Annotated in this window: 28 protein-coding genes; 18 read left to right on the top strand and 10 right to left on the bottom strand. The window is 70.0% G+C overall.

Going from position 1 to position 25,895, the window contains the following annotated elements; translation table 11 throughout:
* Nucleotides 1–38: 38 nt before the first annotated feature.
* Complete coding sequence (xth, locus tag HHL11_RS31050) at nt 39–869, bottom strand: exodeoxyribonuclease III (RefSeq protein ID WP_169422504.1); 831 nt, start codon at nt 867–869, stop codon at nt 39–41.
* Nucleotides 870–956: 87 nt separating this feature from the next.
* Here xth and HHL11_RS31045 point away from each other — a divergent pair, with 87 nt between their 5' ends.
* On the top strand, nt 957–1,148 hold the full coding sequence (locus tag HHL11_RS31045; protein ID WP_169422503.1) for a hypothetical protein: 192 nt from the start codon (nt 957–959) through the stop codon (nt 1,146–1,148).
* Here HHL11_RS31045 and HHL11_RS31040 read toward each other — a convergent pair.
* Nucleotides 1,145–1,372: a hypothetical protein gene (locus HHL11_RS31040; RefSeq protein WP_169422502.1), complete on the bottom strand. Its 228-nt coding sequence runs from the start codon at nt 1,370–1,372 to the stop codon at nt 1,145–1,147. The genes HHL11_RS31045 and HHL11_RS31040 overlap by 4 nt on opposite strands.
* 32 nt (nt 1,373–1,404) lie before the next feature.
* On the opposite strand from HHL11_RS31040, the gene HHL11_RS31035 reads away from it, so the two are divergent.
* The 4 genes from HHL11_RS31035 to HHL11_RS31020 all read left to right on the top strand — a co-directional run bounded on the left by HHL11_RS31035 (nt 1,405) and on the right by HHL11_RS31020 (nt 3,867).
* Nucleotides 1,405–1,896 carry a hypothetical protein gene (locus HHL11_RS31035; RefSeq protein ID WP_169422501.1) on the top strand — a complete coding sequence of 164 codons (492 nt, stop codon included), beginning with the start codon at nt 1,405–1,407 and terminating at the stop codon, nt 1,894–1,896.
* A 42-nt stretch (nt 1,897–1,938) separates the two neighbouring features.
* On the top strand, nt 1,939–2,109 hold the full coding sequence (locus HHL11_RS31030; protein WP_169422500.1) for a hypothetical protein: 171 nt from the start codon (nt 1,939–1,941) through the stop codon (nt 2,107–2,109).
* A 113-nt stretch (nt 2,110–2,222) separates the two neighbouring features.
* Nucleotides 2,223–3,182, top strand: a complete 960-nt coding sequence (gene ku, locus HHL11_RS31025) for a non-homologous end joining protein Ku (protein WP_169422499.1) — start codon at nt 2,223–2,225, stop codon at nt 3,180–3,182.
* A gap of 22 nt (nt 3,183–3,204) precedes the next feature.
* Nucleotides 3,205–3,867, top strand: coding sequence for a hypothetical protein (locus tag HHL11_RS31020; protein WP_169422498.1), 663 nt, complete (start codon nt 3,205–3,207; stop codon nt 3,865–3,867).
* Here the strand turns inward: HHL11_RS31020 and HHL11_RS31015 are convergent.
* Complete coding sequence (locus HHL11_RS31015) at nt 3,806–4,207, bottom strand: SRPBCC family protein (RefSeq protein WP_169422497.1); 402 nt, start codon at nt 4,205–4,207, stop codon at nt 3,806–3,808. The genes HHL11_RS31020 and HHL11_RS31015 overlap by 62 nt on opposite strands.
* Complete coding sequence (locus HHL11_RS31010; RefSeq protein WP_169422496.1) at nt 4,207–5,157, bottom strand: LysR substrate-binding domain-containing protein; 951 nt, start codon at nt 5,155–5,157, stop codon at nt 4,207–4,209. The genes HHL11_RS31015 and HHL11_RS31010 overlap by 1 nt, the downstream gene beginning before the upstream one ends.
* Before the next feature lie 79 nt (nt 5,158–5,236).
* On the opposite strand from HHL11_RS31010, the gene HHL11_RS31005 reads away from it, so the two are divergent.
* Both HHL11_RS31005 and HHL11_RS31000 read left to right on the top strand, forming a co-directional pair.
* Nucleotides 5,237–5,503, top strand: a complete 267-nt coding sequence (locus HHL11_RS31005) for a DUF2917 domain-containing protein (RefSeq protein ID WP_169422495.1) — start codon at nt 5,237–5,239, stop codon at nt 5,501–5,503.
* A 106-nt stretch (nt 5,504–5,609) separates the two neighbouring features.
* Entirely contained in the window at nt 5,610–6,008 is a 399-nt protein-coding gene (locus tag HHL11_RS31000) for a response regulator (RefSeq protein ID WP_169422494.1), read from the top strand.
* Here HHL11_RS31000 and HHL11_RS30995 read toward each other — a convergent pair.
* Nucleotides 6,005–6,745 carry an aldolase gene (locus HHL11_RS30995; protein WP_169422493.1) on the bottom strand — a complete coding sequence of 247 codons (741 nt, stop codon included), beginning with the start codon at nt 6,743–6,745 and terminating at the stop codon, nt 6,005–6,007. The genes HHL11_RS31000 and HHL11_RS30995 overlap by 4 nt on opposite strands.
* Nucleotides 6,746–6,866: 121 nt before the next feature.
* On the opposite strand from HHL11_RS30995, the gene HHL11_RS30990 reads away from it, so the two are divergent.
* The 6 genes from HHL11_RS30990 (at nt 6,867) to HHL11_RS30965 (ending at nt 12,844) form a co-directional block, all read left to right on the top strand.
* Nucleotides 6,867–7,064, top strand: a complete 198-nt coding sequence (locus HHL11_RS30990; RefSeq protein WP_169422492.1) for a hypothetical protein — start codon at nt 6,867–6,869, stop codon at nt 7,062–7,064.
* Nucleotides 7,065–7,215: 151 nt separating this feature from the next.
* On the top strand, nt 7,216–7,824 hold the full coding sequence (locus HHL11_RS30985) for a biliverdin-producing heme oxygenase (RefSeq protein ID WP_169422491.1): 609 nt from the start codon (nt 7,216–7,218) through the stop codon (nt 7,822–7,824).
* The gene (locus tag HHL11_RS30980; protein ID WP_169422490.1) at nt 7,802–9,994 is read left to right on the top strand and encodes an ATP-binding protein; all 2,193 of its coding nucleotides are present in this window, start codon (nt 7,802–7,804) and stop codon (nt 9,992–9,994) included. Before HHL11_RS30985 ends, HHL11_RS30980 begins: the two co-directional genes overlap by 23 nt.
* Nucleotides 9,994–10,455: a response regulator gene (locus HHL11_RS30975; RefSeq protein ID WP_169422489.1), complete on the top strand. Its 462-nt coding sequence runs from the start codon at nt 9,994–9,996 to the stop codon at nt 10,453–10,455. Before HHL11_RS30980 ends, HHL11_RS30975 begins: the two co-directional genes overlap by 1 nt.
* A complete protein-coding gene (locus HHL11_RS30970) occupies nt 10,448–12,394 on the top strand; it encodes a hybrid sensor histidine kinase/response regulator (RefSeq protein ID WP_169422488.1) in 1,947 nt (648 codons plus the stop codon). Before HHL11_RS30975 ends, HHL11_RS30970 begins: the two co-directional genes overlap by 8 nt.
* Before the next feature lie 120 nt (nt 12,395–12,514).
* On the top strand, nt 12,515–12,844 hold the full coding sequence (locus HHL11_RS30965; RefSeq protein ID WP_169422487.1) for a hypothetical protein: 330 nt from the start codon (nt 12,515–12,517) through the stop codon (nt 12,842–12,844).
* A gap of 48 nt (nt 12,845–12,892) precedes the next feature.
* Here the strand turns inward: HHL11_RS30965 and HHL11_RS30960 are convergent, their stop codons facing one another.
* On the bottom strand, nt 12,893–13,672 hold the full coding sequence (locus tag HHL11_RS30960) for a transglutaminase family protein (protein ID WP_169422486.1): 780 nt from the start codon (nt 13,670–13,672) through the stop codon (nt 12,893–12,895).
* Nucleotides 13,673–13,890: 218 nt separating this feature from the next.
* On the opposite strand from HHL11_RS30960, the gene HHL11_RS30955 reads away from it, so the two are divergent.
* Complete coding sequence (locus HHL11_RS30955) at nt 13,891–15,855, top strand: response regulator (protein WP_169422485.1); 1,965 nt, start codon at nt 13,891–13,893, stop codon at nt 15,853–15,855.
* Here HHL11_RS30955 and HHL11_RS30950 read toward each other — a convergent pair.
* A complete protein-coding gene (locus tag HHL11_RS30950; protein WP_169422484.1) occupies nt 15,852–18,215 on the bottom strand; it encodes a DUF3482 domain-containing protein in 2,364 nt (787 codons plus the stop codon). The genes HHL11_RS30955 and HHL11_RS30950 overlap by 4 nt on opposite strands.
* 121 nt (nt 18,216–18,336) lie before the next feature.
* A complete protein-coding gene (locus tag HHL11_RS30945) occupies nt 18,337–18,519 on the bottom strand; it encodes a DUF3606 domain-containing protein (protein ID WP_169422483.1) in 183 nt (60 codons plus the stop codon).
* A 151-nt stretch (nt 18,520–18,670) separates the two neighbouring features.
* Between HHL11_RS30945 and HHL11_RS30940 the strand changes: the two genes are divergently transcribed.
* Nucleotides 18,671–19,288, top strand: a complete 618-nt coding sequence (locus HHL11_RS30940; RefSeq protein WP_205964761.1) for a DUF2059 domain-containing protein — start codon at nt 18,671–18,673, stop codon at nt 19,286–19,288.
* A gap of 80 nt (nt 19,289–19,368) precedes the next feature.
* On the opposite strand, the gene HHL11_RS30935 is transcribed toward HHL11_RS30940, so the two are convergent.
* Nucleotides 19,369–21,525, bottom strand: coding sequence for an AAA family ATPase (locus tag HHL11_RS30935; RefSeq protein WP_169422482.1), 2,157 nt, complete (start codon nt 21,523–21,525; stop codon nt 19,369–19,371).
* A 493-nt stretch (nt 21,526–22,018) separates the two neighbouring features.
* Between HHL11_RS30935 and HHL11_RS30930 the strand changes: the two genes are divergently transcribed.
* Genes HHL11_RS30930 through araD form a run of 3 tightly spaced genes read left to right on the top strand, consistent with a single transcriptional unit; the run spans nt 22,019 to nt 25,041 of the window.
* On the top strand, nt 22,019–22,525 hold the full coding sequence (locus HHL11_RS30930; protein ID WP_169422481.1) for a hypothetical protein: 507 nt from the start codon (nt 22,019–22,021) through the stop codon (nt 22,523–22,525).
* Nucleotides 22,526–22,555: 30 nt separating this feature from the next.
* Complete coding sequence (locus HHL11_RS30925; protein ID WP_169422480.1) at nt 22,556–23,272, top strand: DnaJ domain-containing protein; 717 nt, start codon at nt 22,556–22,558, stop codon at nt 23,270–23,272.
* Between the two features lie 41 nt (nt 23,273–23,313).
* Nucleotides 23,314–25,041 carry an L-arabinonate dehydratase gene (gene araD, locus HHL11_RS30920; protein ID WP_169422479.1) on the top strand — a complete coding sequence of 576 codons (1,728 nt, stop codon included), beginning with the start codon at nt 23,314–23,316 and terminating at the stop codon, nt 25,039–25,041.
* Here araD and HHL11_RS30915 read toward each other — a convergent pair.
* Nucleotides 25,038–25,880: a LysR family transcriptional regulator gene (locus HHL11_RS30915; RefSeq protein ID WP_169422478.1), complete on the bottom strand. Its 843-nt coding sequence runs from the start codon at nt 25,878–25,880 to the stop codon at nt 25,038–25,040. The two genes, araD and HHL11_RS30915, sit on opposite strands and share 4 nt — an antisense overlap.
* Nucleotides 25,881–25,895: the final 15 nt, after the last annotated feature.

Genomic DNA, 25,895 nt, shown 5'->3' with positions numbered 1-25,895 from the left:
GGCCTAGGTGAATGCTCCGGCCGAATTAAGAAAATCCCCTAGCTCCTGCGCGACCTTGCCGCCATCGCACTGGGCCGCTTGCGGGCCGGCGCGGCTTGCAGTTCCAGTTCCACCCAGGTCGGCGCATGGTCGCTGGCCTTCTCCAGGTCCCGCACCCAGGTGTCCACGCCCGCGGCGCGCAGCCCGGGCGCGGCCTGCTGGTTCAGCAGCAGGTGGTCGATGCGCAGGCCGGCGTTGCGTTGCCAGTGCTGGCGGAAGTAGTCCCAGAAGGTGTAGATCGGCTCGTCCGGGTACTGGTGGCGCAGCGCGTCGGTCCAACCCTGCTCCAGCAGCTGTGCATAGCGCTCGCGGCTTTCCGGTTGCAGCAGCGCGTCCTTGCGCCAGGACTTCGGGTTGTAGATGTCGAAATCGGTGGGCACCACGTTGTAGTCGCCCGCCATCACCACGGGGTGGCCGCAGTCCGCCAGCGTGCGGGCGTGCTGCAGCAGGCGGTCGAACCAGGCCAGCTTGTAGTCGAACTTGGGACCCGGCTGCGGGTTGCCGTTGGGAAGGTACAGGCAGGCGATGACGACGCCGTTGACGGCCGCCTCGATGTAGCGGCTGTGGTCGTCCCCCGGGTCGCCGGGCAGCTCGCGCCGCACCTCGACCGGTTCGGTGCCGCGCGCGAGGATGGCCACGCCGTTCCACGAGCGCTGGCCCTTCCAGATGGCCTGGTAGCCGGCGGCGCGGATCTCGGCGGCGGGGAAGCCTTCGTCGAGCGCCTTCAGCTCCTGCAGGCAGGCGACGTCCGGCTGCTCCTGGTCCAGCCACTGCAGCAGGTGCTGCAGCCGCGTCTTGATGCCATTGACGTTGAAAGTGGCGATCTTCATGGGCTTGCTCGGCGTGCGACTGCATCCTACATATCGTGGGGCAGTGCGCGTTTAAATTGAAACGCAACATCCCGACTGGAGAGACCCATGCCCGATGCGAAGAACAACGCGAAGCTCACTGGCGACACGCACCTGCCCGACGTCGACGACGGCGATGCCACGCCCGAAGCGCGGCTGCGCGACGACGAGGACATGGAGGAAGAGGCCGGCGAGGAGGAGGCCCGTTCCACGCCGGGCAAGAAGAAGCAACCCGCCGCCGGCAAGGGCAAGCCCCGCTAGCCCTGGGCCGGCTTCACGTGGCGCCGGCTGCAGGCCTCGGCGCCACCGCTGCCGCCGCCGTCCGGGAAATCGTGCGCATCGAGGCGGCCGCGCCCTGGCTTGAGCGGCGCTTCGACGATGGTGCTGGCGGAGTTCTCGCTGGCGTCCGGCCTGGCCGGCACCGAGGACGTGGGCCGCTCTCCCAGATGCGCCCGGCTGGAACTTGTCGCGGAACGGGAGGTCATGCAAGGAAGTTAAGGCCCCTGGAGGTGGCCCCATGTCGGACAAGGACGCGAACGCGACCATGCGCTTTCCCGCTGCCACGCTGGGGGCGCTGCTGCTGGCGCTGCTGCCCGTGGCCCTGCCGGCGCAGGTCGACCCGCTGAAATCGCCGGCTTGCGCCGAAGCGCTCACCGCCTTGCAGCAGGCGCGCGCGCAGCACGAAGGCGCCGAGGCCGCGCGGGCGCGCGCCGCCAGCATCTGCCTGGGCAGCCCCGAGCTGCCGACGCGGCCCTCGCGCGTGATGCAGGCACCCATCGCCGTGCCCGGGCCGGTGATCACGCCGCCCACCGCCAGCCTGCCGTTGCCGCCCCTGACGACGGTGCCCCTGCCGCCGCCGGTGGCGGTGCAGAGGCCGCCGACACCGGCGCATTGCGACGGGGGCGGCTGCTGGTCCGACAATGGCCAGCACGTGCAGATCCTGCCCCCCAACCTGGCGGGTCCCAACGGCCAGTGCGTGCCCCATGCCGGGCTGGTGTATTGTCCGTAGCCCGCGAAATTCGCAAAACCCAGGCATTGAAAGGAAAAAACCATGGGAAACCACATCGTTACCGAAGCTGACCGCAAGCGCACCCCGGCGTCCAAGACCGCCGAGGGCAACAACGTCACCCGCCACGGCCGCGGCCAGAAGATCAGCCTCGAGCGTGGCACCTCCACGCGCAGCAAGAAGAACCCGGGCAAGCGCCCGCACAAGGGCGGCTGAGCCCCGGCCCGCCAGCGGGCCGCAGACAGGCGGAACCTGCACCGCCTGCCTGCACCGTCCTACAGCCCCCTGCTTCCCACGTCTCTACCGTGGGAAGCAGACAAGGACGCTCCATGCCCGCACCCACCAGTTCCCGCACCCTCTGGAAGGGGGCCATCAGCTTTGGGCTGGTGCACATCCCCGTGACCCTGCATTCGGCGACCGCCGAAAACCGGATGAAGTTCAACCTGCTGGACAAGCAGACCATGGCCCCCGTGGGCAACAAGCAGGTGAACAAGGCCACCGGCGAATCGATGGCGCGCGAGGAGATCGTCAAGGGTTTCGAGGTGGAGAAGGACCAGTACGTCGTCCTCACGCCCGACGAGATCAAGGCCGCCCTGCCCAAGTCGACCCAGACCATCGCGATCGAGTCCTTCGTCGAACGCGAACAGATTCCCACCGTCTTCTTCAACAAGCCCTATTACGTGACTCCCGCCGGCACCGGCGGGCGCAAGCCCTTCGCGCTGCTGCGCGAGACCCTGGAACGCACCAACAAGGTCGGCATCGCCCGCGTGGTGATCGCCACCAGGCAGCACCTCGCGGCGCTGATCCCCGATGGCAATGGCTTGGTGCTGAACCTGCTGCGCTGGGAGGACGAGGTGCGCGATGTCGCCGGCCTCGCCTGGCCCGGTGACGACGTGGCCGTCAGCGCCGCCGAACTGAAGATGGCCGAACAGCTCGTCGCCGCGATGGCGGGCGAGTGGCAGCCGGACCTGTTCCACGACGAGTTCCGCGAGAAGCTGATGGCGCTGGTCGAGGAGAAGGCGCGCGCCGGCGGCATGCAGCAGGTGGCGCCGCTCCCCGGCGAGGAAGTGGCGCCCAGCGCCGAGGTCATCGACCTCACCGAGCTGCTGCGGCGCAGCCTGAAGGGCAATGCCGCCGCGCCGGCGCCCGCGAACAAGGCCCCAGCCCGCCGCGCCAGCGCAGCGGCGGCCAACGACGAGGCGGCGCCGCTGCGCAAGGCGGCGGCCCGCAAGACCACCAGTTCCGCGCGAGCCAGCACCAAGCCGGCCTCGCGCCGCAAGAGCGGTTGAGACCCGCAAGATCCCCGACGCCATGAAGTCCATGAATTTGAAGGCGGCAGCCTGCCTCCTCGCCCTGCTGGCCGCCAGCCTGCTCGCCGCCTGTGGCGAGCGCAGCGCCAGTTCCGGCAACCACACGGCCGTCCTCGGCAGCGCCGCCGCGCCGGCCCCGGCCAGCGCAATGCCGGCCCCGCCGGCGCCCAAGGGTGCCAGCCCGCAAGTCGTCCAGGCTTCGCCCGGCACCGGCCTCGCGGCCTGGCTGCAGGACGGCCACGTGGTGGCCTCCAACTGGCAGTCCGGCACCGGCTGGAGCGCGGCGCAGCCGCTGGAGCAGATCTACGGCGAGCCCAGCGACCCGCAACTGGCCACCGACGGCAAGGGCAACGCGATGGCGATCTGGCGCCACACCGTGGGCAGCATCGAGAGCCTGCGCTACAGCCGCTACGACGTCAGCGGCTGGAGCGTGCCGGACGTGATGCCTGGCGCGCTGCCGCGCGCACGCAACGAACACAGCGCCGCGCCGCGCCTGCACATGGACGCCAGCGGCAACGCGACGGCCGAATGGGCCAGCGGCTTCGACCCGAAGCAGACGCAGACGGCGAGCTACGTGCCAGGCGTTGGCTGGAGCCACGCCGTCAACGTGGCGTCAGCCGCGCCTGCATCGCCCGCGCCCCCGTCTCCATCATCTGCTCGATAGCCGGCGCCACAGCGTCGGGCAACAGGTCGGTGGTCCACACGAAGCGGCAGCGGTCCGCGCCGAGCGGGACCACCTGCGCCGCGGCGTTGTGGTGCGTCGCCCGCCCGCCGGTGGCGCTGTAGACCAGGCGGCGTTCCGCTTCGTCCAGCGTCACCAGCCGTTCGCGCACCTGCATGCCGTTGGCGAAGGTGACCAGGCGCACGGCGCCGCCCTCTTCCAGCGCACACGCGGCGACGAAGCCGGTGGCGAGCTTGTCATGCACCGCGCCGAAATCGCGCAACGCTGCCCAGACCGCGTCGGCGGATGCGGGCACATCGAACTGCTTGCGGATCGTGGCCATCAGGCCCTCCTTTTCTGCGGGACCGATGCGGCTTCGGCCTGCAGCCAGTCGGCGAAGGCATGGGCATCGGGGTTGTGCGCCGCGTGCGGCGCCAGGAGCACGTAGTAGCCGCGGCGCGAGGACGCCGGGCTGCGGAAGGGCGCGACCAGCTTCTTCTGCCGCACCAGGTCGGCCAGCAGCGGCAGCCGGCCGATGACGATGCCGTGGCCGGCCACCGCCGCTGCCACCGCCTCGCTGTACTGCGTGAAGCGCATCGTGTGGGCCATCTGCACGTCGCGCAGCCCCATCAGCTGCAGCCAGGGTTCCCAGTCCACCGTCAGCGGCTCGTCGCGCATCTCCACCGACAGCAGGGTGTGCCGCGCCAGGTCGGACGGCGTCGCCAGCGGCCGCGCCGGATCGCGCAGCAGCTGCGGCGAGCACATGGGCTGGACTTCCTCCTCGAACAGCACCGGCCCGCGGCCCTGCGCGGTAGGCACGAAGCGCACCGCCAGGTCGAGGCTGCTGCGTTCCAGGTCGACGAGGTCCTGGGTCGCCGAGATGCGCACGTCCACCTCGGGATGCGCCGCCGTGAAGCGGGCCAGCCGCGGGATCAGCCAGAAGGACGCGAAGCCCGTGGTGCAGGTGACGGCGACGTGGCGGGCGCGGTCGGTCGAGCGGATGCGGGCGGCGGCGTCGCGCAGCCGTTCCAGGCTGTCTTCCACCGCCCGCTGCAGGATGCGCCCGGCCGGCGTGAGGGCCAGCGCGCGATGGCGCCTTTCGAACAGCGCGGCGCCCACGCTGTCTTCCAGCTGCTGGATCTGGCGGCTGACCGCCGACTGGGTGAGGAACAGCTCCGCCCCGGCCCGGGTGAAGCTCAGTTGCCGCGCGGCCGCCTCGAAGGCCGGCAGCAGGTCCAGCCGGAGCTGCTGCGAGCGCGGCGGCGGCTCCGCCTTCGCATTCCCTGTTTGCATGCGACCCATGCAAATCCACCGTTTCAAGAGGAGGGATGCGGCCAGTATATTGATTCGCAGCACGCATGCAAGGACCGCCATGGACAGCCTCACCCGCCAGTTCGCGCACCGCACCGTCTTCAGCATCCCCGATGCCAGCGCCGTGCAGGTGCGCTGCACGGCCGGCACCTTGTGGCTGACGCTGGACCACGATCCGCGCGACGTCATCCTGACCGCCGGCGAGAGCTTCGTCACCACCGAACACCGGCGCGCCCTGCTCTACGCGCTGGAGCCCGCCGCCTTCACCCTGGCCAGCCTGCAACGCGGCCCGGGCGTGGTGCCGCTGGCCGCGCCCGCGGCAGCTTGAACGCTCAACATAGGGTTCTGTCCTACGCCAAAAGGCGCAACACGGGACTAGGCTTCGCCTTCGAATGTGATGGCGCGTCGCCATTGCGCGCGCTCATGGCGGGAGGTTGCGTTTGCCGGTCGAGGTGCTGCTGATCGAGGACCTGAAGAACATCCAGAGCGCGATGGCGCAGATGCTCCAGGGCCTGGGCGATTTCCAACTGGCCGCCACGATTGCCACCGAGGCGGAAGCGCTGGCGTGGCTGGAGCAGAATTGCGGGCGCTGGGACCTGGCCATCGTCGACCTGGTGCTTGACCAGGGCAGCGGCATGGGCGTGATCAGCCGTTGCCGCCGCACCTCGCCCGAAGGCAAGGTCGTCGTCTTCAGCAACTTCGTCAGCCCCGGCATCCGCGCGCACTGCATGCGCCTCGGCGCCGACGCCGCGTTCGACAAGAACACGGAGCTGCGCGCCTTCGCCGATTACTGCGCGGCGTTGTCGCCGCCCTCGGCCCAGCCCGTTTCCTAGCGCACCATCCGCCGCAGGCTCTCGAAGAACAGCTCCGACTGCAGCCGCTCGCCCAGCGTCTGCGCGGCCACGCGTGCCGCGAGTTCCGCCGGCACCGGCTGCAGGGGACGCCCCGTCGACATCGCGATCACCTGCGCCATGCAGGCGCGCTCCAGGTAGTACAGGTCGTCGAAGGCGTGGGCGATGTGTGCGCCGCACACGATCACGCCATGGTTGCCGAGGAAGGCCACGTCCGCGCCCTGCATCGCGCGGGCAATGCGCTCGCCTTCGCTCGCGTCCAGCGCGAGGCCGTTGTACGCCGCGTCGACCGCGATACGCCCGTGGAAGCGCATCGCGTTCTGCGACAGCGTGGTGTCGAGCGCGCGCAGGTCGGTCAGGGTCAGCGCGGTCGCATACGGCATGTGGGTGTGCATCACGCACGCCTGGCCCGCGATGCGGTGCACGGCCGCATGGATGTACATCGCCGTCGGTTCCACCGGATGCGCGCCGGCCAGCGGCTGGCCCGCGCTGTCCACGAGGACGATGTCGTGGCCCTGCACCTCGCCCCAGTGCAGGCCGCGCGGGTTGAGCAGGAACCAGTCCGGATGTCCCGGCACCGCCACGCTGAAATGGTTGCACACGCCTTCGCCCAGGCCATGGTGCGCGGCCGCGCGCAGTGCCAGCGCCAGGTCCGCGCGCAACGCCCGCAGCGCTGGCACCTGGAACAGCGCTTCCGCTTCCTGCTTCGATTGCTCCATCTTCCACCTCCGATCCAGTCATCCTAGCGGCCCCGCGTTGCAGCGTGTCGGTTCCCGTCCTACGCGCCGGTCTCGGACGCGCTGACAGCCATTGCTGGCCCAGCCTTCACACTGGATTCACATGCAAGGGGAAGCCGTGGCGAAACGCAGCCCGCGAGGCGCCAAGCCGGCGCGCAAGAAGCAGCAGGAAAGCAAGCCGATGGCGCCACTCGAACGCCATAGCGGCGAGGGGTCGGCCAGCGCGCTCGAGATGCTGCAGCGCATGGAAGACCGTCGCCGGTTGCCGGCCCGCCCGGCCAAGGACGATCCGGAGGCCTGAGCGCAGCGACCAACGCGCACAGGTTACGCACATATGCTGTGCGTGCCTCGGCACGAGCACTGGATGTTGTCCTACACACCGGCGGCAACGGCGATGACAGGATGTGCGCTGCCTTGGCGCCGCCCTTTCGCGCGCCGCGACACGCCGAACATTGAACCATCCCGCCGACCTCCACGAGCCCCCGCGTCCCGACGGCGCGCTTACCGCACTGCGAGCCGCCACCCGCGAGCGGCACCAGCGGGTCGACCGCCTCATGGACCTGCGCCGGCTGCGCGAGCGCGCGCACTACGGGCGGGTGCTGCAGGTGCTGGATGCCTTCCTGGGTCCCTGGGAGGAAGCGGTCGCGGCCGCCCTGCCCGCGGCCTGGCACCCGTGGCTGTGGGAACGCTCGCGCCGCACCTTCCTGCAAGGTGATCTGCAGCAACTTGGGCTGCGTCCGCTGCCGCCCGCGCAGCTCGCGCTGCAACTGCCGAACGCCGCCGCGGCCTGGGGCTCGGTCTACGTGCTGGAGGGCTCGGCCCTCGGCGGCCAGGTGATCACGCGGGCGCTGGCGCAGACCGGCCTGCAAGCCGCCAGCAGCTATTTCCATGGCTGGGGGGCCGACACGCAGGGCATGTGGCAGGAGTTCCGCGACCACCTGCAGGCCGAAGTGACGGAATCCGCATGGGTCGAGGCCGCGTGCGATGCCGCCTGCCAGACCTTCGACAACCTCGCCTCCCTGCTGGAAAACCACCTGAATGAGCGCACTGCCCTTGCCTGACCTGGCGCAGTGCGCCGCCGAACCGATCCGCACGCCCGGCGCGATCCAGCCCCACGGCCGCATGACGGTGCTGGACGCCGCCAGCGGCGAGCTCCTGGCCTACAGCGCCAACTGGGGCAGCGAGCGGGAAGTACGCGAGGCCCTCGCGCTGCTGCCGGCAGACCACGCCCGGCTCGCGCCCGGCACCGGTCCGGCCTGGATCGGCAGCCTGCCGCTGGCGGGCCGCACGCACGACGCCACGGCGCACCGCCAGGGCGATTGCGTCATCCTCGAATACGAGCCCGGCGGCCCGGTGGCCACGATGCACGCGCCCATGTACGCAGTCGCGCACGAAGTGCTGCCCCTGCTCACGCAGGCCGACTCGCTCACGGCGCTGTGCCAGGCGGTGGCGCGCGAGATGAAGCGACTCACGGGCTACGGCCGCTGCCTGGTCTACCGCTTCGACGCCGACGGCCACGGCGAGGTGCTGGCCGAACGCGCGGACCCGGGCTACGACTCCTATGCCGGCCATCGCTTCCCGGCCAGCGACGTGCCGGCCCAGGCGCGCGAGCTCTATCGCGTGAACCACATCCGCGTGATCCCGGACGCCAACTACGACCCGGTGCCCCTGGTGCCGGCGGAGGGCGCGCGCAGTCCCGCGGCGCTGGACCTGAGCTTCGCGTCCCTGCGCAGCGTGTCGCCGGTGCACCTGGAATACATGCGCAACATGGGCACGCCGGCGTCCATGTCGGTGTCCATCGTCTCGCGCGGACGGCTGTGGGGCCTGATCTCCTGCCACGACCACCAGCCGAAGTCCCTGACCTTCCAGGCCCGCGTGGCCTGCGAGCACCTGGGCCGCCTGCTGTCGCTGCAGGTGCAGGCGCTGGAGGACAACACGGAAGTCGCACAGCGGCTGGCGTTGCACCAGCGCGTGCTGACGCTGGTGGCGCTGATGGCCGAGACCGACGGCACCTTGCAGAAGCTGGTGAGCCCCGCCCTGGCGCTGCACGAACTCACCGACGCCACCGGCGCCGCCGTGGTGCTGAACGACATCTGCTGGACGATCGGCAAGACGCCGCCGCCGGAGCAGGTGCGCGAGCTCGCGCACTGGATCGTCGGCCGCGGCGAGGACCTGTTCTGCACCGACCGCCTGCCCGAGGCCTGGCCCGGAGGCGAGGCGCTGCTGCCGCATTGCGCCGGCGTGCTGGCCGTCTCGATCTCGCAGGTGCACCGCCACGTGGTGCTGTGGTTCCGGCCCGAGCTGGTGCAGGCGATCCAGTGGGCCGGCGACCCGCGCAAGACCTTGCCCTCCAGCGGACGCATCCACCCGCGCCACAGCTTCGACGGCTGGCAGGAACTGGTGCGCGGCCGCTCCGCGCCCTGGCTGCAGGCGCAACAGGCGGCCGTCAGCGAGCTGCGGCAGGCGCTGATCGCGCTGGTGCTGCGCCGCGCCGAGGAAATGGCGGGCCATGCCATCGAGCTGGGCCGCGTCAACAAGGAGCTGGAGGCTTTCAGCTACACGGTGTCGCACGACCTGCGCGCGCCGATGCGCCATATCGCGGGCTACGTCGACCTGGTGCTGGAGGACAACGCGGACAAGCTGGACGAGCGCTCGCACCGCTACCTGCAGCACGTGAAGGACGCCGCGTCGTATGCCGGCCAGCTGGTCGACGCGCTGCTCGATTTCTCGCGCATGGGCCGCTCGGGCCTGAAGCCCGGGCCGGTCGACGCCGGCGCGCTGGTGGAAGACCTCGTCGAGGAACTGAAGCACGGCGAGCGCGGCCGCCTCATCGAGTGGGAGATCCGCGGGCCGCTGCCCTGCCTGTGGGCCGACCCTCTGCTGCTGCAGGTGGCGGTGCGCAACCTGCTGGCCAACGCCGTGAAATACACGCGCGGCCGCGACCCCGCGCGGATCGTCGTGGCGGCCACCGCCACCCCGCTGGGGCCGGGCCTGGAGATCACGGACAACGGCGTGGGCTTTCCCATGAAGTACGTCGGCAAGCTGTTCGGCGTGTTCCAGCGCCTGCACCGCGCCGAGGATTTCGACGGCACCGGCATCGGCCTGGCCAACGTCAAGCGCATCGTCGAGCGCCATGGCGGCACGGTGTGGGCGCGCGGCGAACCCGAGCGCGGCGCCACCTTCGGCTTCGTCCTGCCTCCTGCCCCCTCCCGCCCCGTGGAGTCCTCCTGATGCTGAAACCCATCCTGCTCGTCGAAGACGACCCCCGCGACCTCGAACTCACGCTCGTCGCCCTGGAACGCAGCCAGCTCGCCAACGAAGTGATCATCGTGCGCGACGGCGAGGCCGCCCTCGACTACCTGCAACGCAACGGCGAGCACACGGACCGCGCCGAGGGCAACCCCGCCGTCGTCCTGCTGGACCTGAAGCTGCCCAAGGTGAACGGGCTCGAAGTGCTGCAGTCGGTGCGCGCGACCGAGGGCTTGCGCAGCATCCCGGTGGTCATGCTGACCTCCTCGCACGAGGAGACCGACGTGCTGCGCAGCTACCAGCTGGGCGTGAACGCCTACGTGGTGAAGCCGGTGGAGTTCAAGCAGTTCGTCGAGGCGATCGCAGACCTCGGCATCTTCTGGGCGGTGCTGAACGAGCCGCCGCCCGGATCGTTGAAGACGACGAGGCGGCGGCATGAGTGAAGCGGAAGGCGTGGACGGGCGGCTGCTGCGCGCCCTGCTGGTCGAGGATTCGCGCCTGGACGTGGAACTGCTGCGCGTGCAGCTGCTGAAGACCTATCCCAACGTGCGGCTGGAGGTGCTGCGCGAGGAAGCCGCGTTCATCCAGGCGCTGGAAAGTGGCGGCTGGGACGTGGTGCTGTCCGACTACGAGCTGCCGGGCTTCACCGGCGCCGACCTGCTGGAGCACCGCAACCAGCTCGCGCCGGAAGTGCCCTTCGTGTTCGTCTCCGGCGTGATCGGCGAGGACAACGCCGTCGAACTGCTGAAGCGCGGCGCCACCGACTACGTGAGCAAGGCGCGGCTGGCGCGGCTCGCTCCGGTGCTGCGGCGGGCGCTGCGCGAGGTGGACGACCGCCGCGCGCGCGACCTGGCCGAACGCCAGCTGCGCCAGGCCGACATGACCTTCGCCAAGGTGGTGGACGGCCTGCAGGAATATGCCGTGGTGCTGATCGACAATGCCGGCCGCGTCGAATTCTGGAACCGCGCCGCCAGCGCCATCTTCGGCTACGACTCCGAGGAGATGCTGGGCCAGTCCGCCGCCCTGCTGTTCCCGCCGGAGACGCAACCGCGCAAGGCGCTGCTGCAGGAGATGCAGTGCGCCCGCAGCTTCGGCAAGGCCGCCGACAACCGCTGGCTGGTGGCCAAGGACGGCCGCCGCCTGTGGGCCGAGGGCGTGCTGACCGCGCTGGACGACGACGAAGGCCGGCCCGCCGGCTACTGCAAGCTGGTGCACGACGCCACCGAGGGCCACCTGGCGGCCGAGGCGCTGCGCGCGGCCAAGGAGGAAGCGGACCGCGCCAACCAGGCCAAGGACCGCTTCCTGGCGGTGCTCTCGCACGAACTGCGCACGCCGCTCGCGCCCATCACCACCGCCGTCCACGTGCTCGAGAAGGTGGCCCAGGTCGACGACCGCCACCGCGACCTGCTGCCCATGATCCGCCGCAACGTCGCGCTCGAGGCGCGGCTGATCGACGACCTGCTGGACCTCACCGCCATCAGCGCCGGCAAGGTGAACCTGCGGCGCGGCCGGGTGGACATGCACCAGCTGGCACGGGCGGTTGTCGCCATGGTCGGCGACTCGATCCGCGACAAGCAGATCGCGCTGGAACTGGCGCTGGAGGCCGCGGACCCGCACGTGGACGCCGACCAGGCGCGCATGCAGCAGGTGCTGTGGAACATCATCCGCAATGCCGTCAAGTTCACGCCGCAGGGCGGGCGCATCCGCCTGCGCAGCGACAATGCCGGCGGCCAGTTCAGCCTGCACTGCAGCGACTCCGGCATCGGCATCGCGGCGGATGCGCTGCCGCGCATCTTCCGGCCCTTCGAGCAGGCGGACGCCGAGGTCGCGCGCAGCTACGGCGGCCTCGGGCTGGGGCTGGCCATCGCCCACGGGCTGATGCAGCAGCACGAAGGCCTGATCCGCGCCTCCAGCGAGGGCCGCGGCAGCGGCGCCACCTTCACCATCATGCTGCCGGGCGCCGGCGGAACCGCGAGCATCATGGCGGCGTCGCCGGCCAGCGAGGCGCCCGCGAGCGACCGCAAGCGGGTGCTGCTGGTGGAGGACAACGAGGACGCGGCGGTGGCGCTCGCCATGTGCCTGGAGGAATACGGCTACGTGGTGGAGCACGTCGGCACCTGCGCCGACGCGCTGCGGGTGGCGAGCAGCGGCGTGTTCGACGCGGTGCTCACCGACCTCGGCCTGCCCGATGGCAGCGGCATCGACGTCGGCCGCGCGCTGTCCAAGCAGCTGCCGGTGCTGGCACTTAGTGGCTACGGCCGCGAGCAGGACCGCCAGCGTTCCGCGGAAGCCGGCTTCTTGGCCCACCTGGTGAAGCCGGCCGATCCGGCCGAGGTGCACGCCAAGCTGGCGCAGGTCCTGTCGGGCCAGGCCGTCGCCTGAGCAAGGCTTTCGGCTACGGCCGAGGCGTCGCAGGCGGACAGGCCTTGCCGTCCGGCTCTGACAGCCGGGCTTTGCCGGGGCTCCCATACTTCGCTCACACAAACCGAAGGGAGCCTAGCCATGCGTAATCACGCCATCGTCCTTGCCTGCCTTGCTTCTGCTGCGTCCCTGGCCCTGGTGGGCTGCGACGTCCGCAAGACCCAGGAAGGCAACGTCGACATGCCGAAGTACGAAGTGTCCAAGACCAAGGACGGCGACGTCACGCTGCCGAAGTACGAAGTGACCCCGCCGAAGGTGGACGTGACCACCACGGAAAAGGACGTCAAGGTGCCGGAAGTGCACGTGGACTCGCACGAATCCACGATCACCGTCCCCAAGATCGAAGTGACGCCGGGCAAGGACCGCGTCGCCGAGGACAAGAAGGACGAGACGGTCGCCACGAAGAAGTAAGGACCGCGCTATCCGCGCAGGGCCGGGTCACCGGCCCTTTTTTTTCGATCAGGCGGCCGTCACGCTGACTTCCATGTTCGTGATTTCCAGCGGGCCGTAGTTCGAGAGGAAGGCCACGTCGGCGATGTCGCGGCCGTGGGCGACCACGATGCGGCCGCCGCGCGGCTTGTCCTGCGTCGCATCGAAGGCGAACCAGCGCCCGCCGAGGAACACCTCGTACCAGGCGTGCATGTCCATCGGGTCGAGCTCGTGCAGGTAGCCCACCACCACGCGGGCCGGCAGCACCAGGCTGCGGCACAGCGCCACGCCCACGTGCGCGAAATCGCGGCAGACGCCGGCGCCGCCGCGCAAGGTATCGAGCGCGCAGGTGCTCTCGGTGCTGACGCCCCCGCGGTAGGCGACGTTCTCGCGGATCCAGTCCTGGATGCGCTCGGCCTGCGGATAGCCGGGCGCGCAACCATGCACGATGTCGCGGGCGCGCTCCTCCATCTTGTCGCTCGGGCAGTAGCGGCTTTGCAGCAGGTAGAGCAGTGTCTCATCGGGCAGTTGCCCAGGCGGCACGGCCGGGGCGCGCCGGTCGACGTCGATCTGCTCGGTGACCTCCACTTCGCTGTCCACGGTGATGGCGCTGTCGCCGGCCGGCAGCGTGAAGCGCTGGCACAGGTTGCCGAAGCAGTCCACGTATTCGGAGGCGGGCACCCAGGGTGCGATCTCGTAACGCTCGGACACGACCCATTGCTCGGCGCTGCTGCGCGGGCGCAGCACCGCGGCGAGCGGGCAGTCCTCATCGCAATGCAGTTCGATCCGGTTACGGGCCTTCAGGCGCATGACAAAAAATGCCCGGCGCGGGGCCGGGCTGAATGATTCCAAGGCATCGGGGCAGCACCCTGCCCCAGTGCCATGGTGCGCAACCGTCGCCGCCTCGGCCGTAGGACAGCAACCTGACGCGCCGCCGGCCGGGGCCGCATGCGGCCGTGGGCTGGCCCCGCCCGCGGGAAAGCGTCTTAGACTCCGCCTGCCGGACCTCGCCGGCGCCTTCGAACAACGTGCCCCACACCACCGTACCCGCGAACGTCCTTCTCGTCGACGACCAGCCCGCCAACCTGCTGGCGCTGGAGGCTGCGCTCGACACCCTCGGAGTCAACCTCGTGCGCGCCGAGTCCGGCCTCGAAGCCCTCGCCGCGCTGGAGCGGCAGGACTTCGCCGCCGTGCTGCTGGACGTGCGCATGCCCGGCATGGACGGCTTCGAGGTCGCGCGCCAGATCCGCGCGCGGCCGCGCAGCCGCTTCACGCCCATCCTGTTCGTCACCGCCGGCGACGACCCCGACGACGCCATGCTTTCGGCCTACGCGCTGGGCGCGGTCGACTTCCTCGCCAAACCGCTGCGCACCGAGGTGCTGAAGGCCAAGGTCGGCGTGTTCGTCGAGCTCTATCGCAGCAAGGAGGAACTGCGCGCGCGCGAGCGGCGCGACTTCGAGCAGCGGCTGGAAGTGAAGGAGGAGCGCTACCGGGCGCTGTTCGAGTCGATCGACGAGGGCTTCTGCGTGGTCAAGCTGCTGCGCGGCCCGGACGGCAAGGTGCACGACTTCCTTTACGAGGAGGCCAACGAGGCCTTCTGCATGCACACCGGCCTGCAGAACCCGGTGGGCCACACGATGTGCGAGCTGCTGCCCGGCTACGAGGGGCAGCGCTTCGAGGTCTACGACCGCGTGGCGCGCACCGGCGAAGCCACGCGCTTCGTGCAGGAAGACCGCATCATGAACCGCTGGTTCGACATCTACGCCACGCGGCTGCGCGGCGGCGGCGCCGACCTGGTCGCGGTGCTGTTCTCGGACATCACGCAGCGGCTGCTGGCGGAGCAGGACCTGCGGCGCCTGGCCGACCAGCTGGCCGAGGCGAACAAGCGCAAGACCGAATTCCTCGCGACGCTCGCCCACGAGCTGCGCAACCCGCTGGCGCCCTTGTCCAACGGGCTGCACCTGATGCGCATGGGCGCCGGCAAGCCGGAGATGCTGGAGAAGACGCGGCAGATGATGGAGCGCCAGATCCAGCACATGGTGCACCTGGTGGACGACCTGCTGGACGTGGCGCGCATCAGCACCGGCAAGGTGGAGTTGCGGCGCCAGTCCATGGACCTGCGGGACGTGGTGTCCACGGCGGTGGAGACCAGCGGCTCGCTGATCGAGAACGCCGGCCACAAGCTGTCGGTGGACCTGCCCGCCGAGCCGTTGCCGATGGACGCGGACCCGACCCGCATCGCGCAGGTGGTGAGCAACCTCCTGAACAACGCGGCCAAGTACACGCCCGAGTGCGGCGCGATCGCGCTGAAGGCCTGGCGCGAAGGCGGCGAAGCGGTGGTGTCGGTGACGGACACCGGCATCGGCATCGAACCGGCGGCGCTGGGCAAGGTGTTCGAGATGTTCGCGCAGGTGCCCAGCAACGAAGGCCGGCCCCAGGGCGGCGGTCTCGGCATCGGGCTGTCGCTGGTGCAAAGCCTGGTGGCGCTGCACGGCGGCAGCGTCGGCGCGTCCAGCGCCGGGCGCGGCAAGGGAAGCACCTTCACCGTGCGCTTGCCGCTGGCGAAGCCGCAGGCAACCGGCGGCGGCGAAGCACCAGCGTCGCGAGGCGGCAAGCTTGGCCAGTTGCGGGTGCTGGTGGTGGACGACAACGCGGACGCGGCCGAGAGCCTGGGCGTGCTGATGGAGATGGAAGGCCACGCGGCCCACATCGCCCACACCGGCCAGGAGGCGCTGGCCGTCGCGCCGGAGTTCCGCCCCGACGTGGTGTTCCTCGACATCGGCCTGCCGGACGTCAGCGGCTACGACGTGGCACGCCGCCTGCGCGCCATGCCTGCGGGCGAACGGGCGATGCTGGTCGCGCTGACCGGCTGGGGCACGCAGGAGGACCGCGATCGCACGCGCGACGCGGGCTTCGACCGGCACCTGACGAAGCCGGCTGAATTGACGGCGGTGGAAGAGCTCCTGCGCGCTGCTTCGCAGCAGAAGGCCTAGTTCACACGCGCGAGCAGCCCGCGCGTGACGCTGCCCAGCACCTGCGCCAATTCGCGCACCACGCCTTCCTCTTCGCGCGCCGTGCGTGCCTGCAGCCACAGCGGCGCGAGTTCCTGGCGCCGCGCCGCGACCGCAGCCACCACCTCACCACGCCAGGCCGCCGGCGCCTCGGGCCGCGTGCCGCCTTCGCGGTGCGCCACCGCCAGGTAGCCGGCCAGCGCGCTTTCGGCCAGTGTCAGCAACATGTCTTCGCTCAATTGCACGAGCGACTGGCCGGCCGGCGCTGCGCGGTTCTTCCAGGCCGCCGCGACCCAGGCCGCGCCGCCGCCGATGACCGCGCCCAGCGCCGCGGCCATGCCCAGCGACAGGCCGCCCGTCATCACGTCGATGCCCGCGCCCAGCGCGGCGCCGCTGGCCGCGCCCGCCATGCCGGCCTGCGGCGCGTCGACCGCGTGCTGCACCACGAAGCCCTGCTCCATGCGCGCGGCCGGCACCGGCGCGGCCGGCGCCTCCAGCTTGTGCAGCCGCATCAGCTCCGCCAAGGTCGCCGTCTCCTCCGCATGCACGCGCAGCAGAAGAGCCTGCGCCGCGGCATCGCGGGCGCGCTGGCCCGCTTCGCGCTCGCCGGCGTCCACCAGCTGGCGCAGGTTCACTGGCGCCGCGCCCACCTCCTCGTGCTCGCGCGCGGCGTGCACCAGCAAGGCGGCCAGCTGCCGCATGGCCTCGTCGAAGCGGCGCTCGTTGCGTTCGGCCCAGGCCGCGGCGACGCGGGCGAAGCCGGCCCGCTTGCTGGTGGCCAGGTGCGCGCCGATCGCCTCCAGCAGCCGCTCCTCGCGCACCCAGTGGCCGGCGGCCTGGTCCAGGTCCAGCACCTCGGCGGCCAGGCCCAGGCGCTGCACTGCGGCCCGGTAGTCCTGCAGCACCTGCTCGTCGCCGTGCGCGTCGGCCAGCACCAGCGCCGGCTGCGCCACCCAGTGCAGCAGGCGCGTGGCCTGTTCCAGGTCGCCGACGTCGGCCGGCAGCAGCAGCACGAAGTCGGTGTCGGCCAGGCTGGCCTGCAGTTCGTCGTCGCGAGTCGCGACTTGGCGCGCTCCCTTGAAGCGGCCCAGCAGGTCCTGCAGCCAGGCCTGCGCCGCGCTGGCGCCCTCCAGCGGCCGCGCGGCGGGGCCCTGCGGCGGCTGGTAGTCCGGCGGGATGTCGAACACGCGCAGCACGTCGCCCTTGGGCGTGGTGAGCACGGTGCGCGGCCCCGCGCCGCGGCCGCCCCGCTCCGCGGCTTCCTGCAGCAGGCGCTGCAGCAGCGCGCGCCCGCGGCCCGGGCGTGCCAGCACGCCGAGCGTCACCCGCGCCGGGCTCACGCGCGCCAGCACCTCGACGTAGTAGGGATCGCGCAGGTCGATGCGCACGGCGCGCCCGAGGCGGCGCCGGCGCCAAGCCGCCCAGCCCGCCAGCAGCGTGCGCGGCACCAGCACCACCACGCCGAGCAGCGCGAGATACATCCACACCCAGCGCCGCGCCTCCTCGACGCCGATGGCCGCGCCCGAGCTGAAGGCCATGCGCTGCAGGTCCGCCGCGCTGAAGGCCTGGAAGGGCAGCAGGCCCACGACCGGCGCGAACAGCGTGCTCAGGACCGCGTGCACCTGCGGAAGGTCCAGCAGGGTGCTTTCCCAACCCACGCGGTACTGGCGCACCAGCCCGCCCAGCACGATGGACACCGCCAAGCCGCCCCCCCAGCCGGCGGCCGTCAGGTGCAGCAGCTGCTTGAACCACAGGAGCTGCTGGCGCGCGGTGGCCTGCAGCCATTGCTGGTGGAAGCGCGCGGAGACGTCGATGCGCAGCCGCCCCGTGCGCCGCCCGTGCCCGGGCAGGCCGGCGAACCAGCGCTGCAGCAGTGCGAGTACGCGGGCGCCCTGCCAGGCGGGCGGCGCGAACGCGCAGGCGAGCAGCAGCAGGTACATGCCGACGTTCCAGGCCAGTACGCCCAGCAGCGGCGGCGACAGCATGTTCACCTTCTGCGGGTTGTCGATGCGGTCCAGCGCCGCGCCGCCGATCGCCGCGGCCAGCGGCAGCACCCAGAGCAGCCAGGCGCGCCAGGGCTCGGGATCCTGCAGGGCGGCCAGTTGCGGATGGCGGTTCTCCACCGCTGCCAGCACCTTGCGTGCGCGCTGCTGGAGGTACTGCGCGAGGTCCAGGTCGGCCGCGGGCGAAGCGCGCCGGCTCGCCTCCAGGGCATCGCGTTCCAGCTGCTCGCGCTCCACCTCGCTCAGCAGCTTGCCCTGCGTGTCCACGTCGTCGATGGCACGCACCAGCACCAGCTGGCGGGCAGTGGCCTCGTCGAGACGGAGCGTGCTTTCTTCCATGTAACAAGGAGTCTAGAACGCAGCGCGGCGATTCGCGAGAGGCAGTCACAAGCCGTAACCCCTCTCCGTGTAAATCATGCTCGCGCGCGTGCCGCGCGCGGCATCCGTCCCGCGTGTACTTCTAGATGCGCGCCTGCCGCAGGAAGCGCCGGACGTTGTCCGGGTCGTGGCCGACGTAGGTGACCGCGTGCTCGAGTTCCGCTTCGCTGCAACTGAGCCAGTTGCACCAGTTGCGGCGCTCCCATTCGGGTTCCAGGTGGATCAGCAGCTGCTCGGCGCCGCTCTTGTTGCTGTCTTCGGACATGGTCAGTTCCTCCTTGCCGATGCTTCCAGAATAGGCAAGGCGGCGTCCAGGCGCGGCAAGACAAGGCAGCGCCATGGCGTGCGCTCGCGGTAGCGCCAGCTGTAGGAACGTGGGTTAGGGAGCCGTCAGCCGCAACGTTTAAGATGCGCCGATGTTGAAGAAATCTTTCGTCCTCCTCACGCTCGCCGCCGCCTGCACCCTGGCGCAAGCCCAGTCCACGCCCGCCAAGAAGGAACTGTCGGCCAAGATCCTGAAGCTGCAGCAGGCCGGCATCGAGGCGATGGCGCGCGACCTGGTCAAGCAGCCCGCCAACGAGCTGATCGCCGGCGCGCTCGACTACGTGCAGCAGCAGGTGCCGCAGGACAAGCGCGAAGCCATCGGCAAGGGCCTGCAGCAGGATGCCGACAAGTACATGAACGACACCTTCCCGGTCGTCCGTGACAAGGCGATCAAGCTGGCCCCGGCCACCGTCGGCGCGATGCTGGAGGAGAAGTTCACCGAAGACGAGCTCAAGCAGGTCGTCACGATGATGGAATCGCCCGTTTACCAGAAATTCCAGACCATGGGCGGCGACATGCAGCGCGTGCTGCTCGCCAAGCTGGTGCCGGACGTGCGGGCGGACGTCGGCTCGCACCTGCGCGTGCTGGACGAGTCCATTGCCAAGCGCCTGGGCGTGCAGCCGGCCACCGGCTCCGGCGGTGCGGCTGGCGGCGCCCCCGCAGCGGCTGCTCCCGCGGCACCGGCTGCCAAGCCTGCTCCCAAGAAGTAAGCCAGGCCGCCATCCGGTAACGGATTGCAAAAAAAAGGGGCGGCTCGCAGGCCGCCCCATCGACTCCTCTGAAAGACGGCCTAAGCGGCCGCGTCGGGTGTCGGCTCCGCGCTGGACGCGCCGTTGAGTCCCACCTTCGAATCGAAACTGAAGCAGGCCGCCTCGAAGGAGCGGATCTCGAACAGCGCTCCCTTCAGGCTCATCTCGCCCGCATCCATCAGCTTGCCCGCCAGGTGCTCGGTCAGCGGCTTCTGGCGCGCGAGCAGGGTCTTGGTCTCGCCATAGAGCCGCTCGCTCTGCAGCTCCATGATGGTCCGCGTTTCCTCGTCGACCGAACGGTTGCCCGAGTCGCTCAGCGCGCCGAAATTCAGGCGCGTCTTGCGGTACATGCCCATCTCGGCCACCGCGTGGTGCAGCAGCTTGGTGACGCGCGTGATGTCGTTGTGGGCGCCGTTGGTGGTGCCCTCCTCGCCGAAGAACAGTTCCTCGTTGGCCATGCCGCCCAGCAGGACGCGGACGTCGTGCTCGATGTCCGACTTGGTCTTCAGCAGGTTGCTGCCCTGCTTGTGGAAGACGAAGCCCAGCGCGTTGTTGCGCGGGTTGGCCTTCAGCGAGATCTTGATGGTCTTCATCTCGCTGAGGATCTTTTCCCAGTCGCCGCCGGCGCGCTTGCGCTCCAGGTCGAAGTCCACCAGGAAGTGGCCCCACTCGTGGATGGCGATGATGCGGCGGTCGCGCTCGCGCTCCTTGGTGGTGTTGGCGTTGACGTTGCCCACCAGCACGCGCTCGGCGGCATGCATCAGCGTGTCGCCCGCGATCAGCTCGCCGCCCTGCACCGCGGTGATGCCGGCCTGGTTGACGATGGTCTCCAGGTCCGCCGGGCTGCGGCCTTCCGTCACTTCGACGATGGGACGCAGGTCGATGCCGTCGGCCACCTTGTCGGCCCGCTGGTCGAGGTAGTGGTCGATGATGGCGCGGCGCTCTTCCTTGTTCGGCAGGCGGAAATCCACCTTCATCTGGAAGCGGCGCAGCATGGCCTCGTCCATCGGCATGGACTCGCTGTTGAAGTTGGAGGCGACGATCCAGATGATCTCGGCATCGCTCTTGGTGCGGACGCCGTCGAGGATGGCCAGCAGCATGTTCTGCGTGTCGTCGTCGAACTTGCGGTGGCCGCCACGCTTCATGAACAGGTCCTGCGCCTCGTCCAGGAACACGATGCAGCGCTTGCGCCGCTTGGCCATGGAGGCGATCCGCGCCAGCGTGTTGGAGCCGCCGGCGACAAAGCCGGTCTCCAGGTTGGCGGCCGAATGGAACAGGATCGGCAGGTTCAGCTCCTTGGCCAGGTAGCTCGCCAGCTTGGTCTTGCCCGTGCCCGCCGGGCCGCTGAACATCACGTTGAACGGCTTGTTGATGCCGTACTCCGCGTATTCGGCGCGCCGCTCGTACTGGTCCTTGATCTGGCGCACCTCGGACTTGATGTCGTCCATGCCGACCAGGTCGTCGATGGAACCGTGCACCTGGTTCGGCTCGATGAAGCGCAGCGACTTGAACTGGCCCTTCAGGTGGAAGGCCAGGAAACCCAGCAGGCCCAGGGTCAGCGCGGCCGACAGCACGCCGCTGACGCCGGCCTTCCAGCCGTCCTTTTCACTCTGCGGGCGGGCGCCGGCGAAGCGCTCGTCCAGCTTCTCCAGCATGTCGAGGCTGGTGGCCGAAAGCTCGGACCGCGGCACGAAGACCAGCTTGCTGCCCCAGGAGGCGCTGACGGCCTTGTCCGTGAAGATCTTCGTCTCCATGTCACTGGGGTAGTAGGCGTACAGCTTGCCCTGCGACTCGATCAGCAGGATGCGTTCGGAGACGTTCCACATCAGCGGCTTGTAGACCACCGTGATGCGGTCGACCGGGCGGCTTTCCAGGAAGCCCAGCACCGAGCCGCTGCCGAACACCACCGGCAGCTTGTCGTTGAGGGTCCACATCTGCTCGGTGCCGGAGGCGCCGGCCATGGCCTTCACCTGTTCGGCGACGGCGGCCTGGCGCTGCCACAGCGCAAAGGAGTAGCTGGCGGTCAGAGGAATCAGGATGGCCACCACGACCACCATCATCTTGACGGCGGTCGGCTGGATGGTGAACCAGTCCTGCACGCGGCAGAAGAGCTTCTTGAGGGCGAGCCAGGGGCTCGGGGTGGCCGCGCCGGAGCCGTCGGTTTCGACGGCGTCTTTGCTGGCGGACAGATCGGACATGCGGTTCCTGTGCTGGTGGCTGCCGCGCGCTGGCAGCGCGACGGCCAAGAATTGTCAGAAGAAGCCCCTCCCTGGGGGGCACTACTGTCAGAGTCATCCTACAGAAAGGGTTCCCCGGAGGCGACACGAAAATCCGGCGTTCACCGACGTGCCGGACGGCCCGTGACAAATTCACGAAAGGAAAGTTGCCGTTTCGCCGCAAATGGAAGCAATCGCGCGTGTTTCAGGAACCCGGCACGCGTTATGCAATCTCACAGCTTGAGCCGGGTTCTTTTTCAAGTTTCTTTCCCGGCTATTTATCCCCCTGGTGCGCCAAGCACCGGGGGATTTTTTATTGGGGCATCCGCCAAATGGGTGGCGCGCCCGCGCGACAGCCGGCGGCCCTGAAGGGGCCGGATTCCACGTCTGCTTCGTATACTCCCGTAACAAGATGAGTCACGGGAGGCTGTTTTTGGCAACCGGGAGGAGCGGCCTGGCCGCTATCTCATTCGCGATGCTCGCCGCCGCGGCGGGCCCCGCGCATGCGGGCGACCTGTTCAAGTGCGGCACCACGTTCCAGGACCGGCCCTGCGCCGACCGGGCCGTGCAGCAGCGCTTTTCGCTCACCCAGGGCGAATTCGCCATCCAGCAGGTCAACCCCGACACCGACCGCGATTGCGCGCGGGTCGCCGCCGACGCCATGGGCTGGTGGCAGCGCATGGCCGCCGGTGAAACCAAGCAGCGGCTGAACGCCGAGATCCAGGCCCGTCCCATCGAGCGCCAGCAGAAAAGCCTGCTGCGCGACGTGCTCAACGTGCTGGGCGAGATGCGCGGGCAGCCGGTGGAAGTTCGGTCGCAACTCGAATCGCGCTGCATGGCCTACAAGCGCAACCACGGCTACGCGACGGAACGCGAAGTCGCGCGCTCCACCGACGCCGACGTCTGGCGCGCGGAAGCCGAGGCGCGGCGGGCGGAGGCGGAAGCACGCCAGGCCGAAGCGCGGGCCCGCTTTTGGCGCTGAAAGAATAGAAGCAAGGAGAGGAGGAGAACGATGCGGTCCGCATACATGGTGCTGGGCGTTCCCGGCGATGCCACGACGGAAGAAATCGAAGCGGCCTACGGCAAGGCGGAGCGGATGTTCACGCGCGAGCGCCTGGCCCAGGACGATGGCGCACTGGCCCGGCTCGGCGAACTCAAGTCGGCCTACCAGGTGCTGCGCGACCCGGCGTCGCGCGCGGCGCACGACCGCAAGCTCGCGGAACCGGCGCGGCCCGGGGTGCAGCCCACCAGGGTGATCGTGCGGCACGAGACGCCCGCCGGCGGCAGCCGCGTGCTGACCGCGGTGCTGTGGCTGATCGGCCTGGCCATCGTCACGGGCGCCGTCGTGAGCTGGCGCAACGCCGAGGCCCGCAAGGAGCAGGAGATCGCCGCGCGCAAGGAAGCCGAGGCGGCGGCCACGCGTGCCCGTGACGAGGAACAGCGGCTGGCCGCGCAGCGCGCCACTGTGGCCGCGCAGGCCGAGGCCAACGAGAAGCAGCTGATGCAGGAAGCCCAGGTTTCCGCTGCCCGCGCCAACGCGACCATGCGGGCGCAGGAAGCCAATGCGACCTACGCGCGCCGCCAGGAGCTCGCCGAGCAGCAGCGCCAGGAATCCATGCGCCGCAACGACGAATACCGCGCGGCCGCCGAGTCCCGGGCCCGCACCGAGCGCGACAAGCAGCGCGTGCGCGAGCTCTGCTACCAGCAATACCGCCGCGCGGATTGCTGAGGGGCCTGCCGGGCTCCTAAACTCGCCGCAGGAGACCCGGCATGCCACTCGAAAAACTCCGTTCGCAGCGCTGGCTGGCGCGCGACGATTTCCGCAGCTTCAACCACCGCTCGCGGATCATGCAGATGGGCTACGACCCGCAGGACTGGGAAGGCAAGCCCGTCATCGCCATCTGCAACAACTGGAACGACTACAACCCCTGCCACCAGCACTTCAAGCAGCGGGTGGACGAGGTCAAGCGCGGCGTGCTGCAAGCCGGCGGCTTTCCGCTGGAACTGCCGACCGTGTCGCTCGGCGAAGCGATCATCAAGCCGTCCGCCCTGCTCTATCGCAACCTGCTGGCGATGGAAGTGGAGGAGATGATCCGCGCCTACCCGGTGGACGGCGTGGTGCTCATGGGCGGCTGCGACAAGACCACGCCGGCCATGCTGCTGGGCGCGACCAGCGCCGGCATCCCCGCGATCTTCCTTCCCGCCGGCCCGATGCTGCGCGGCATGTCGCGCGGCCAGGCACTGGGCTCGGGCTCCGATGCCTTCAAGTACTGGGACGAACGCCGCGCCGGCACCATCAGCGAACCGCAATGGCAGGCCATCGTGGGCGGCATCGCGCGCAGCGCGGGCACCTGCATGACGATGGGCACGGCCAGCACCATGACCTCCATCGCCGAGGCGATCGGCATGACCCTGCCCGGCGCGGCGTCCATTCCCGCCGTCGACGCCAACCACCAGCGCATGGCGGCGCAGGTGGGCCGGCGCATCGTGGCGATGGTGCACGAAGACCTGCGGCCCGCGCGCATCCAGACGCGAGAGGCCTTCCTGAACGGCATTGCGGTGGCGATGGCGCTGGGCTGCTCCACCAACGCCATCATCCACGTCATCGCGCAGGCGCGCCGTGCCGGCGCCGACATCTCGCTGGCGGACTTCGACCGCGCCAGCCGCGAAGTCCCGGTGCTGGCGAACATCCGCCCGAACGGCAGCAGTCCGTACCTGATGGAGGACTTCCATTACGCCGGCGGCCTGCCGGCGCTGATGCAGCAGCTGAAGCCCTTCCTGCGGCTGGACCAGCTGACCGTGAACGGGCGCACGCTGGGCGAGAACATCGAAGGCGCCGAGTGCTTCGACACCGAGGTGATCCGGCCGCTGGCCAACCCGGTCTACGGCGAAGGCGCGCTCGCGGTGCTGCGCGGCAACCTGGCGCCGGATGGCTGCGTGATCAAGCCTTCGGCCATGAGCGCGAAGTTCCTGCAACACAGTGGCCCGGCGCTGGTGTTCGACGACTATCCCAGCCTGAAGAAGATGCTTGACGACCCTGAGGCCGAGGTCACCGAGGACCACGTGATCGTGCTGCGCAACGCCGGTCCCAAGGGCGGCCCCGGCATGCCCGAGTGGGGCATGATCCCGCTGCCCGTGAAGCTGCTGAAGCAAGGCGTGCGCGACATGCTGCGCATCAGCGATGCCCGCATGAGCGGCACCAGCTACGGCGCCTGCGTGCTGCACGTCGCGCCGGAAGCTTTCGTCGGCGGCAACCTGGCGCTGGTGCGCACCGGTGACGTGATCGCCGTGGACATTCCAGCGCGGCGCATCCACCTGGACGTCGGCGACGCGGAGCTGGAGCGCCGCCGCGCCGCCTGGACCGCACCTGCGCCCCGTTACCAGCGTGGCTATGGGTGGATGTTCACGCAGCACATCCTGCAGGCCAACGAGGGCTGCGACATGGATTTCCTGCGGACGGAGTTCGGCGAGAGCGCCGGGGAGCCGGACATCTTCTAGCGCGCCGCGGCAAGCCAGAACGCCTCGGCGTACGCTCCCAACGGCGCCGGATCGCGATACAGCCGGATCTCCAGGTCCACCACCCAGTGCGCCGGCCCGTGCACCGCCAGGCGACCACTGGCGAGCTCCTCGCGCACCAGCGACTCCGGCAGCCACGTCAGTCCCCTGCCCTCCAATGCCATGGACTTCAGGACGGAAGCGAGGTGCGCGGTGAACACCGCCTGCAGGCCCGCGAGCTCCTGGCCAACACGTTGCCGCACGATCCGCCCCAAGCCGGATTCGTCGCTGAAAGCCAGCAACGCCCCCTCGGGCGCCTGGGCCGAGCGCACCGGCAACAGGCGGTCCCGGCCAATCGTGATGGCAGGCACGCCGGCCGCATCGAGCAAGCCGGATTCGCCCGCCGGCGCATGCGCCACCACGAACTGCACCTGCCGCTGCTGCAGCAAGGCCTCGCAGCGTTGCAGCACGTCGGACACCAGCTGGATCGGCCCATTGGCCTGCAGGGCCTGCAGCCAGCCCGGCACGAAGGAGAAGGACAACGCATGCGTCGCCGCCAGCCGCAAGGTGGAGGAATGCGCCTCCGCCACCGCCCGCGCTTCGCCGGGCAGCCGCGCCACCCGAGCCAGCAGGTCCTGCGCGATCGGGCGCAGCCACTCGCCGGCGGCGGTCAGCCGCGCCGGCTGGCTGCTGCGGTCGAACAGTTCGGCGCCCAGCCACTCCTCCAGCGCGCGGATGCGCCGGCTGAAGGCCGGCTGCGTCATGTGCCGCTCCTGGGCGGCGCGCGAGAAGTTGCCGCTGGCGGCCAGCGCGAGGAAATCTTCCAGCCAGGACAGGTTCATGAGTGGCGGTGCCGG

The organism is Ramlibacter agri (assembly GCF_012927085.1).
Lineage (GTDB): Bacteria > Pseudomonadota > Gammaproteobacteria > Burkholderiales > Burkholderiaceae_C > Ramlibacter > Ramlibacter agri.
This window is presented reverse-complemented; position numbering and strand designations above follow the sequence as displayed.